The organism is Marinobacter algicola DG893, from assembly GCF_000170835.1.
Classification (GTDB): Bacteria; Pseudomonadota; Gammaproteobacteria; order Pseudomonadales; family Oleiphilaceae; genus Marinobacter; species Marinobacter algicola.
On the sequence record NZ_ABCP01000040.1, the window covers coordinates 20,683 to 31,287 of the forward strand.

Consider the following 10,605-nt stretch of genomic DNA (forward strand, 5'->3'; position numbering starts at 1 on the left):
TTAATCCCGGTTTCTCAGTGTGACCGTCGTAATAAAACTTCGACGTAATCGGCGGTCCTCAGGATGCTTCACTGCGCCGGAGCCGGAGGCTGCAGTAATCAATTCTCCTGGCAGGTCGTAACTGGCCTGATCATTGTCATCCCTGACTCTTTCCGAATCACTGACCAGCAAACCGATACGAGCAGCCACCACCCGGGTCATATCGAGGCTTCCGTCATCGGCAGTAGCGTAGCGAAAACTATTGCTGGGCAACTGCTCACCAAGCTCTATCTGAAGGCTCTCCACACCTTCCACCAGCTCATCGATCTGAAATGTTGGGGTTGCGGCGTTTAGCAGGTTATCTCTAGCGCGGTACAAGGCATAAATGTCTTCACCCAAGCTGTCATCGCGCCCGGTGTCAGCGACGTAATAGATTGTTGATGAGAATCTCATTACTCGAGAGTCCTCATTGTATGCCTGGCTGAGTTTGCTACTTGAGTTCACATTGCTGGCATGGGCCCAGGTACCACTACTCGGAGTACTGGAAATACGAAACAGATCCGCGCTCTCACAGTCGGAAATCAAGACCATATCGTTCTGCGAAAACTGGTTCACATCAGCACCAGCAACCTGAACATTGGCGTTGACCGATGTTACGTTCCCTGTAAGTTCGACATTCGCGATTTCCCCTCGCTGTACGGCGATCACATCACTGCCGACGCGAGCATTGCTCTCAATCGACAGATCGTCGAACTCGGTGCCAGCTGCCCAATTTGGCCCTGTCACCTCCCAGGCCCGAAGGGTGGTCGCAAAAAAGTCACTTGTAGGGGGATTGTCTGCAATCACATTCATGGTCACGTCATCAGGATCAGCGCAGCCCTGAAAACCAACCATTCGAAGATCCCGGGCAATAATATCAACACCTATACGGGCCGACTCCTGAATTCTCGCCAGAGAGGTGCTCAGGCGAGAAGTCTGACTGGAATCCATATACACCGTGAAAATGCCCAATATCAGAGTGGCGCTGAGTGCCAAGGCGACCAGAAGCTCAATCAGTGACAAGCCTTTCTGGGCTGCGATCGCCCTGCTATCGAATGAAATTGGCGTAAACCCCATAACAGTCCTCACAGCGAAAAGCTCAGTTCAAATACATTGTCGTCCGTAACGCTCTCACCCGTATCACCAGCGCGCTTCGTTTCATCCCAGGAAATGCGAATGGTAAAAATGTCGTTAGCTGCGTCATGAGCTATGGTCCCCACGCCACCCGGCAGCAAAGTCATTCCCGAGCCAGCACCCTGGATTTGCCGGGTCCACTGCACCTTGTCAACCGTTGCCTGCTGTTCTGGCGTGCAGCCACTAGCTGCGGAGGCGCAGGCATTTATGGTTGTCGAGGCGTTAGTCGTTGAAAACCCGGCATATTCACCCCCATTCTCGGCCTCTTCACGATTTGCGCGCATCCTGTCAGCCATGTCGTATGCGAGGATGCTGGCCTGGGTGCGAAGATATGCCCCCTGATTGTTTCGCATGCCATCAACCATCAGGCCTGCAAGCCCCAAGAGCCCCACCGCAAGGATAAAAAGCGTTACGAGAATCTCTATAAGCGTAAAGCCTCGTGAGCGACTGGCCGGGCTAGCCTTTGATTTGGCTGTATCTGGAATGCGATTTGTTTTCATCTTTTTATTCCCAAGCAAAACTGAGACGTAACCGAACTGGACTCACGGGCATGAAACGTTGGCGCCGCCATGGTCATTGAGCACACCGTCATTATCGCTATCGCGGGCGAGACGAGTTTGCCCGGATACGCTCACAACGACGGCCTTAGCTTCGTCAGCCCCCCTGGAATCGCAAATACTGAGAGTGCCGACAGCTGAAGCGCCCAGACTCTCCGGAACCGGATAGCCGTTACCGGCAAACTGGATATAGGTGCCACCGGAGCTGGAAAGCCCCGAAACCCTTAGAGTGTTCCCCCCAGCCAGACCCTGGAAGACTCTCAGAATTTCATCACCGTCACCGGCATCCAGTGTCCGATCGCCATCAGCATCCCGCATAACTATCCAGCCGCCTTCCCAGGCTGCGGAATTAACACAGGAACTGCCGTCGGTGGACGGGCAAACTGTGAGAGTTGCATCCGGCAGTTTCGAGGCTTCACTGCGGGCGTAGCTGATCAAGCTTGTGATTTCGTTGACCTGCGAGGTGATCCGGTTATTCATTATCAATGCCTGAAACGACGGCACCGCAAGACCTACCACTATGGCCAGAACGATAACCGTCAGCATTAATTCGACCAGTGTGAAACCTCGGTTACTTCGCGCCAAAGTCATAAAATATTCCTGTTTTTGTACACACTGACATTACTGCAGCGTCATTTTGACATCCACAGCATCGCGACAAGCGGTTTTTTGGAAAAGATAAACGGTAGGAAAAGACGGTTTTGTGTGAGATCCGTCTCAATAGGCAGGGCCAAAGTAAGCGAGAATGCGGCCTGCTAACCAAGCAACACTCTCGCTATGACACCTCCACCACATCAATCCGCAACTCCCGCGGCATAGAGAATACGATATTCTCCTCACGGCCGGAAACTTCCTCCGGCGTATCACCGCCAAGGGCCCTTAACCGGGAAATTACATCGTTCACTAACACCTCCGGCGCGGATGCGCCTGCCGTTACGCCAATGGAGGTTTTACCATCAAGCCACTGCGGATCGATTTGCGCCGCTTCGTCGATAAGATAAGCCGGAGTTCCCATACGCTCCGCCAACTCCCGCAAACGATTGGAGTTGGAGCTGTTCGGCGACCCCACTACCAGCATCAGGTCACAGTCACCGGCCAACTGCTTCACAGCATCCTGACGGTTCTGCGTGGCGTAGCAGATATCGTTCTTGCGAGGGCCCTGGATTTCCGGAAACTTTTCTCGTAAAGCGTCGATAACTCGGGCAGTGTCGTCCATGGATAGCGTGGTTTGGGTAACGTAGGACAGCTTGGAAGGGTCTTTCACCAAAAGCTCGGCCACGTCTTTCTCGTCTTCCACAAGATAGATATCGCCACCGTTGCCATGGTCATACTGCCCCATGGTGCCTTCCACCTCTGGATGACCATGGTGGCCGATGAGGATGCATTCACGCCCATCGCGACTGTACTTCATCACTTCGAGGTGAACCTTGGTCACCAGCGGACAGGTTGCGTCGAACACCTTCAACCCCCGGCGCGCGGCTTCATTTTGCACCGCCTGGGACACACCGTGGGCGCTGAAGATCACCAGTTTATCGTCCGGCACCTCTTCCAGCTCGTCCACAAAGATGGCGCCGCGATTGCGCAGGTTGTCCACCACAAACTTGTTATGCACGACTTCATGGCGCACGTAAATCGGCGCACCGAACACATCCAGGGCACGGTTCACGATTTCGATGGCACGGTCGACACCGGCACAAAAGCCACGAGGGTTAGCGAGTCGGATTTGCATAGAATTGCCCTGAGATATCAAACAAGTTTGCGGAAGCCTGTAGGAAGACCGAAATGCGGTTAATGGGCCCGGCCAACAGGCTCCACGTCAATAATTTCCACTTCGAACGTCAGTGTACGCCCCGCCAGAGGGTGATTAAAGTCCACCTCGACCTGATCTCCTTCCACACGGCTAACCATGCCAGGCAACTCACTCTGCCGCGCATCCGCGAAAGAAATCATAACGCCCTTCTCAAGCACCATGTCCGCGCTGAACTCACTCCGCTTGAAGGTTTGCACATTGCTCGGATTATGTTGCCCAAAGGCCTTTTCAGGCGGCACTTCGAAGCTATTTCGCTCGCCCGCTGTCATACCCATCAGATACGCTTCAAAATTCTCCGGCAGGTTCTCGTCACCGATTTCCAGCGTTGCCGGGTCTTTCTCGAAGGTGGAATCAATGATCTCGCCATCACTGAACTTCAACGCAAAATGAAGCGTGACGCGTGTGCCCTGATCTATGGGAAGTTCTTTCATCAGCGATTGTCGCTCCTGTTGTCCGCATCCGGTTCCCGGGGTTTGCGGAAAATATCCAGAATCATCATGCCGGCACCAATGGTGATGGCCGTATCGGCGATGTTAAAGGCGGGGAAGTGGTAGTCATTCCAGTAAAAATGCAGGAAATCGACCACGTAACCATGAACAACGCGATCGTACACATTACCCAGCGCTCCACCGAGGATTAATACGATGGCAATCGCCGACCAGGTTTCATCGCGCCGCAGGGATTTCAGCCATACAACCAGCACCACGCTGACGACCAGCGCCAGGGAGACGAAAAACCAGCGTTGCCAGCCTGCGGCGCCGGCCAGAAAGCTAAACGCCGCGCCGGTGTTGTGCAGCAAGGTCAGATTGAACAGTGGCATTACCGGTACCGGATTGCCATAGGTCAGCATGGCCGTCGCCAGGGCCTTGCTCCCAAGGTCCAGCAAGATAACGAGCACCGCCAGCCAAAGCCAGCGGAGCTTGGAGCCGGTTTCTTCCGTATTGTTCATTACGCTTTCCACAAGGCAACTTCCATCAGGCAAACGAGCGGGACTCGCCCTGCCCTTCTACATTGGTCACACAACGACCACACAGATCGCTGTACTGTTCGCTCTGACCGACATCGGCCCGATGATGCCAGCAGCGCTCACACTTGGCGTGTCCGGCTGGGTTTACTTTCACCAGTAACCCCTCGTGGGATGTCGATTCCGCCCCATTGGCATCAGAGATCGGTGCTACTGTAGCTTCAGAGGTAATCAGCACAAAGCGCAACTCTTCACCAAGGTACTGCAAATCCCTGGCAAGGTCGCCTTCGCAGTAGAGCGTCACTTCCGCACTCAGGGAACCCTTTATCTCTCCCCGGCCACGAACCTCCTCCAGGCACTTATTTACCGCTTCTTTAACGCTGAAAATGCGGCTCCAGTAGTCACGGCCCAGTTCGGCGTTGTCTGGCAGCGCCGTCAGGCCTTCATACCAGGTTTCGTAGAACACAGTATCGCCACGCTTACCGGGCAGGTGCTGCCAGATCTCATCAGCAGTGAAGCTCAAAATCGGCGCAATCCAACGCACCAGGGCTTCGACCACATGGAACAGGGCTGTCTGGCAGGAGCGACGCTCGCGGCTGTCAGCCTGGGTGGTGTATTGCCGATCCTTGATAATATCCAGATAGAACCCGCCCAGCGTGGCTTCGCAGAAGTTGTACACCTTCTGGTAGATGCGCAGGAACGCGTAATTCTGGTAATCCTCATGCAGTTCCTTCTGCAACTGCAGGGCCTTGTCGACCATCCAGCGGTCCAGGGCTATCATATCCTCCGGTGCTACGGCGTGCTGCTCAGGATCGAATCCGGTGAGGTTGCTGAGCAGGAAACGGGCGGTATTCCGGATACGACGGTAACCGTCCGCGGTCTGCTTGAGGATGTCCTTGGAGACCGTCATCTCACCGCTGTAGTCGGTGGCGGACACCCAGAGACGCAGGATATCGGCACCCAGCTCGTTCATCACTTCCTGGGGCGCAATTACGTTGCCCAGGGACTTGGACATCTTGCGGCCCTTACCATCGACGGTGAAACCATGGGTCAGCACCTGCTTATACGGTGCCACGCCGTTCATCGCGATGGAGGTTTTCAGGGACGACTGGAACCAGCCACGGTGCTGGTCAGAGCCTTCCAGGTACATATCCGCCGGAAACTGACCCAATTCGGTGCGAGGACGCAGTACGGATTCGTGGGTTACTCCGGAATCAAACCAGACGTCCAGGGTGTCCATCACCTTTTCATACTGATCCGCATCACGACCCAGCAGCTCGCTGGTATCGATGTCGTACCAGGCGTCAATGCCACCCTTTTCGATTTCCTTCGCTACCGCCTCAATCAAATTCTGGGTATCCGGATGCAGTTCCTGTGTTTCCTTGTGGATAAACAAGGTGATCGGCACGCCCCATGTGCGCTGTCGTGAGATACACCAGTCCGGGGATTGTTTGAACATTGCCTCGATACGGTTCTGCCCCCAGGCAGGCACCCAGCGCACGCCCTTGATGGCTTCCAGGGCGTCGTCACGGAGACTTTCCTTGTCCATGCTGATAAACCACTGAGGGGTGGCTCGGTAGATCAACGGTGTTTTCGTCCGCCAGCAGTGGGGATAGCTGTGGCTGAACTTCTCCGCCCGAACCAGCTTGCCCTCGCGCTCCAAAGCGGAACACACAGGGTCGTCCGCCTTATAGACATGAACGCCTGCAAACTCACCCGCCGCCTGCGTATAGGTGCCATCGGCCTTGACCAGGCTGATTGTATCAATGCCGTAGGCCTTGCCCACTTCAAAGTCTTCCATCCCATGATCCGGGGCCGTATGGACGGCGCCGGTACCAGCATCAGTGGACACATGGTCGCCCAGAATCAACGGCACCTGCTTGTCATACACCGGATGATGCAGATCCAGCTTTTCCAACGTGGCGCCCGGTAAAGTCGCCAGCACCTCATAGCTCTCAACACCCCAACGCGACATGATGCCATCCACCATGTCCGCTGCGAGGATCATCCGCTCCGGCCCATGTCCGGTATCGGACTGTACCAAAGCGTATTCCAGTTCAGCGTGCAGCGAAACAGCCTGGTTTGCCGGAATGGTCCAAGGCGTGGTGGTCCAGATAACAACCGACACATCACCCGCACCTTTGTCGGTGCCAAACAGGTCGAGCACCCGCGCCTGATCGACGACCGTGAATCGCACATCGATCTGCACCGACGTCTTGTCCTGGTATTCAACTTCGGCTTCCGCCAGCGCAGACTGACCGACCACGCTCCAATACACCGGTTTGAACCCGCGCACCAGATGGCCTTTGGCAACTATTTTGCCCAACGCACGCACGATGCCCGCCTCGACCTTCGGATCCATGGTCAGGTACGGCTTTTCCCATTCTCCCATCACCCCAAGGCGGATGAAATCGGCCTTCTGGCCGGCGATCTGCTTGGTAGCGTAATCACGACAGGCCTGACGGAAGGTCTTGTAATCCACCTTCACACCGGCCTTGCCAATCTCCTGCTCCACCTTGTGCTCAATCGGTAAGCCATGGCAGTCCCAGCCCGGCACATAAGGCGCGTCGTAACCCATGAAGCTGCGGGATTTGACGATCATATCCTTGAGAATTTTATTGACCGCATGACCGATATGAATGCTGCCATTGGCGTAGGGAGGGCCATCATGGAGGATGAACTTTTCCCGTCCCTCGCGCTGCTTGCGCAGATTGCCGTATACGTCCAGATCCTGCCAGCGCTGGAGCATGTCCGGCTCGCGCTTGGCCAGGTTACCGCGCATGGGAAAGGCAGTTTCAGGCAGATTCAGGGTGTGCTTGTAGTCGCTCATGGTAAAGGTGCGTAGCTCAGGTTGTTAAATGTCGGTCAATGTCCGGTGGCTAAGGAGCCATGGCCTGCAATCCACGCCCGCGCATCGTCGAAGTCACGGGCAATCTGCTCCTTGAGGTCCTCCACCGAGTCGAATTTCACTTCGTCCCGCAGGGCATGGCGGAAAACCACATCAAGACGCTGGCCGTAAAGTGTGCCAGCAAAGTCAAACAGGTGCACTTCCAGGGACGGCTGCTTACCGTCTACTGTTGGGCGCAGACCAATGTTGGCTACACCGTCCAGAACACGGCCATTCTCGAGGGTCGCGCTTACCACGTAGACCCCTTTCAGCGCAGGCATATGAGGCAACAGAATGTTCGCCGTTGGTGCGCCAATCTGCCGCCCCAACTGGCGACCATAGACGATTCGCCCTCGAATGCGGTAAGGGTGCCCCAATAAATCCTCGGCGTCGTTGATCCGGTTCTCCGAAAGCACACCTCGAATTCGGGTGCTGCTGACACGCTCGCCATGCACCGTCACTGTACGGGTGTTCTCCACCGTGAAGCCGCGTTGCTCGCCTACTTCCCGCAACAGCGAAAAATCGCCGGCCCTGTCGCAACCGAAACGAAAATCGTCTCCTACGACAAGATGGCGAACACCAAGGCCATCCATCAAAACGTCTTCAATAAAGCCCATACCAGAGTAACTCCGGAAGCGCTCGTTAAAACGCAGGCACAGGACAACGTCGATGCCAGACGCCAACAGCGATTCGAATTTCTGCCGGAACGGCATCAACCTTGGTGGTGCTTCACGGCCCTGGAAAAACTCACGGGGTTGGGGCTCAAAGACCATCACCACGGAAGGCACGCCGAGCTCCAGTGCTTTTTCATGGACCTGGTCAATGATGGTCTGGTGCCCGAGGTGCACCCCGTCAAAATTCCCGATGGTGGCGACACACCCGTCCGCGAGCGGAGCTTCGTCCTGCTGCGAAAGGCTTTTCAGGTTGGTCAGGCCCCGGATCAGACGCATGTAAAGCGAACCCTTGTTTGCCAGCGGTGTATGGTTTCACTGGTGAGAAAACGCGCGATTATAACCTACCTGTGGCGAAAATGTCTTATCCGAACCCCGGTCAATGCCAACACAATAAAGTACACCGCGACGCCCGAGACTACGAGAATACCCATATCCGTGGCCCGCTGGAGACCGCCTGCCATCAGCCACTGACCCACTGGCGGCTGTAGCCAGAGGATGACCGCAGCCAGGGCTGCATTGGCAAGTCCGATCTGAACCAGGAATCGGGTCCACCCCGGCTGCCATTTCCAGGCACCTTCACGGATAAGGCCACGCCACAGGAGCGCCGTGTTCAACCACGCAGACAGCGAAGTTGCCAACGCCAGTCCCGCATGTGCCAGGGGAAATATCAGCGCCAGGTTAAAAGCCATGTTGGCCACCATCGCGATAATGCCGATTTTAACCGGCGTCTTGGTGTCTTGGCGTGCGAAATACCCCGGCGCCAGCACCTTGATCAACATGAAGGCCAGCAACCCGGCGGAGTATGCTCGCAGGCTTTGCGCCGCCATGGTGACGTCGCGATCGGTAACTTCTCCGTAGTGGAACAGCGTGGCAATCAATGGTTCAGCCAGAAGGGCCAGGGCCAGCGCGGCAGGCAAACCTATAAGCAGCACCGCCCGTACAGCCCAATCCAGAGTTGCGGCAAACTGGTCCGCCGATTCCGCTGCGTGTTTGCGGGACAGGCTGGGAAGAATCACCGTGGCAATGGCGATACCGAATACGCCCAGGGGTAACTCCGACAGGCGATCCGAGTAGTAAAGCCAGGACACACTGCCGGTCTGCAAAAACGACGCGAGAACCGTGTCCAGAAGCAGGTTGATCTGGCTGACGGAGACCCCGAATAGCGCAGGCACCATCAACTTCATGATGCGACGGACCCCTTCGTGCTTGTAATCCACTCTTGGCCGAGGCATCAACCCCAACTGCATCAGAAAGGGCAACTGGAAGAACAATTGCAACGCTCCGGCGATAAACACCCCCCAAGCCAAAGCGATGACGGGCGTTTCCATCAGGGGCGAGAGAAATATGGCCGCGCTGATCATCGCCAGATTGAGCAACACTGGCGTAAACGCGGGAACGGCAAAGCGGTCGTAGCTATTGAGAATACTACCTGCAAACGCCGTCAAGGAGACCAGTAACAAATACGGGAAGGTAATACGCAGCATATCGCTGGCCAGGCCGAACTTCAGGTCATCATCCAGAAAGCCCGGAGCAAACACCGCAGTCAGCAGCGGCGCCCCCAGCATGGCAACTGCCGTCACGCCCAACAGCACCAACCCAAGGACGCCCGCAACCGCGTTGACCAAACGCCGGACTTCGGTGACCGATTCCTGCTGCCGATACGAGGAAAGCACCGGCACGAAGGCCTGAGCGAACGCACCCTCGGCAAACAGGCGGCGGAGAAAGTTAGGGATTTTAAAGGCGACGAAGAACGCGTCGGCGCCGGCACCGGCACCAAAATAACGCGCAATCACCATATCCCGGACCAAACCGAGTACTCGCGACAGCATTGTCATTGAGCCAACGACTCCAGATGACCTCAACAGCCCCGGCGGTTTGGGCAAAGCCTTTGGTGCTTCTGTCTGCTCAGGTTCGGACGACATTCTTGGCCTGGACAATGGTTCAGTATTTTCTGGATGCACCCGGGATGTAGCAGGCCATATTTCGGTAATTCCTTAGGGCCTTCACGGGACTCTCCGGCGATGAGCGGCGAGTTTACCACAGGGGCCGGAGATACCGGGATGAAATAGCGTTGAGCCTTGACATTTTAGGGCGTTGGCGGCATAGTTCCGCGTCATTTATTTCGACGCGCTGGTTTTGGCGCGCCCGCGATTTTTACGAATCGTTTCACACGAATTTCGGATTTCACAGATCTCAGGAGTTATACGGTGGCAAATACCCCGCAAGCCAAGAAGCGCGCACGTCAGAACGAGAAGAACCGCAAGCACAATGCCAGCCTGCGTTCCATGGCGCGTACTTATATCAAGAAGGTCCAGGCCAACATTGAGGCCGGCAAGCCAGAAGAAGCACAAGCTGCTCTCCAGAAGGCTCAGCCGATTATGGACAGCATGGTTAACAAGGGCGTGTTCGCCAAGAACAAGATTGCTCGCCAGAAGAGCCGTCTGAGCGCCCGCATCAAGGCTCTGAAGAGCGCGTAACGCTTCTTCGGAACTTGAGAATGAAGAAACCGGCCAATCTGGCCGGTTTTTTTTGTGCCTTATTATTGGACGACCTGCTTGTTT

The 10,605-nt window shown here is 55.7% G+C and carries 10 protein-coding genes; 1 reads left to right on the top strand and 9 read right to left on the bottom strand.

Annotation, left to right across the window (positions count from 1 at the left end):
- From MDG893_RS17070 to murJ, 9 genes are all read right to left on the bottom strand, one after another.
- Nucleotides 1–1,095, bottom strand: coding sequence for a PilW family protein (locus MDG893_RS17070; RefSeq protein WP_007155073.1), 1,095 nt, complete (start codon nt 1,093–1,095; stop codon nt 1–3).
- Nucleotides 1,096–1,103: 8 nt separating this feature from the next.
- Nucleotides 1,104–1,652, bottom strand: a complete 549-nt coding sequence (pilV, locus tag MDG893_RS17075; protein WP_007155074.1) for a type IV pilus modification protein PilV — start codon at nt 1,650–1,652, stop codon at nt 1,104–1,106.
- A gap of 42 nt (nt 1,653–1,694) precedes the next feature.
- Complete coding sequence (locus MDG893_RS17080; RefSeq protein ID WP_007155075.1) at nt 1,695–2,300, bottom strand: GspH/FimT family pseudopilin; 606 nt, start codon at nt 2,298–2,300, stop codon at nt 1,695–1,697.
- Nucleotides 2,301–2,484: 184 nt separating this feature from the next.
- Complete coding sequence (ispH, locus tag MDG893_RS17085; protein WP_007155076.1) at nt 2,485–3,438, bottom strand: 4-hydroxy-3-methylbut-2-enyl diphosphate reductase; 954 nt, start codon at nt 3,436–3,438, stop codon at nt 2,485–2,487.
- Nucleotides 3,439–3,497: 59 nt separating this feature from the next.
- Nucleotides 3,498–3,950, bottom strand: a complete 453-nt coding sequence (fkpB, locus tag MDG893_RS17090; RefSeq protein ID WP_007155077.1) for an FKBP-type peptidyl-prolyl cis-trans isomerase — start codon at nt 3,948–3,950, stop codon at nt 3,498–3,500.
- Nucleotides 3,950–4,468: a signal peptidase II gene (lspA, locus tag MDG893_RS17095; protein ID WP_007155078.1), complete on the bottom strand. Its 519-nt coding sequence runs from the start codon at nt 4,466–4,468 to the stop codon at nt 3,950–3,952. The genes fkpB and lspA overlap by 1 nt, the downstream gene beginning before the upstream one ends.
- Before the next feature lie 25 nt (nt 4,469–4,493).
- A complete protein-coding gene (gene ileS, locus MDG893_RS17100) occupies nt 4,494–7,313 on the bottom strand; it encodes an isoleucine--tRNA ligase (RefSeq protein WP_007155079.1) in 2,820 nt (939 codons plus the stop codon).
- Nucleotides 7,314–7,348: 35 nt separating this feature from the next.
- The gene (ribF, locus tag MDG893_RS17105; protein ID WP_007155080.1) at nt 7,349–8,320 is read right to left on the bottom strand and encodes a bifunctional riboflavin kinase/FAD synthetase; all 972 of its coding nucleotides are present in this window, start codon (nt 8,318–8,320) and stop codon (nt 7,349–7,351) included.
- Nucleotides 8,321–8,385: 65 nt separating this feature from the next.
- Nucleotides 8,386–9,966: a murein biosynthesis integral membrane protein MurJ gene (gene murJ, locus MDG893_RS17110; protein ID WP_083797711.1), complete on the bottom strand. Its 1,581-nt coding sequence runs from the start codon at nt 9,964–9,966 to the stop codon at nt 8,386–8,388.
- Nucleotides 9,967–10,251: 285 nt separating this feature from the next.
- Between murJ and rpsT the strand changes: the two genes are divergently transcribed.
- On the top strand, nt 10,252–10,521 hold the full coding sequence (gene rpsT, locus MDG893_RS17115) for a 30S ribosomal protein S20 (RefSeq protein WP_007155082.1): 270 nt from the start codon (nt 10,252–10,254) through the stop codon (nt 10,519–10,521).
- Nucleotides 10,522–10,605 lie beyond the last annotated feature (84 nt).

Coding starts and splice junctions, on each gene's coding strand:
- pilV (WP_007155074.1), bottom strand. CDS start 1,652: ATGAAAACAAATCGCATTCCAGATACAGCCAAATCAAAGGCTAGCCCG.
- ribF (WP_007155080.1), bottom strand. CDS start 8,320: ATGCGTCTGATCCGGGGCCTGACCAACCTGAAAAGCCTTTCGCAGCAG.
- ispH (WP_007155076.1), bottom strand. CDS start 3,438: ATGCAAATCCGACTCGCTAACCCTCGTGGCTTTTGTGCCGGTGTCGAC.
- lspA (WP_007155078.1), bottom strand. CDS start 4,468: ATGAACAATACGGAAGAAACCGGCTCCAAGCTCCGCTGGCTTTGGCTG.
- fkpB (WP_007155077.1), bottom strand. CDS start 3,950: ATGAAAGAACTTCCCATAGATCAGGGCACACGCGTCACGCTTCATTTT.
- MDG893_RS17080 (WP_007155075.1), bottom strand. CDS start 2,300: ATGACTTTGGCGCGAAGTAACCGAGGTTTCACACTGGTCGAATTAATG.
- ileS (WP_007155079.1), bottom strand. CDS start 7,313: ATGAGCGACTACAAGCACACCCTGAATCTGCCTGAAACTGCCTTTCCC.
- MDG893_RS17070 (WP_007155073.1), bottom strand. CDS start 1,095: ATGGGGTTTACGCCAATTTCATTCGATAGCAGGGCGATCGCAGCCCAG.
- murJ (WP_083797711.1), bottom strand. CDS start 9,966: ATGTCGTCCGAACCTGAGCAGACAGAAGCACCAAAGGCTTTGCCCAAA.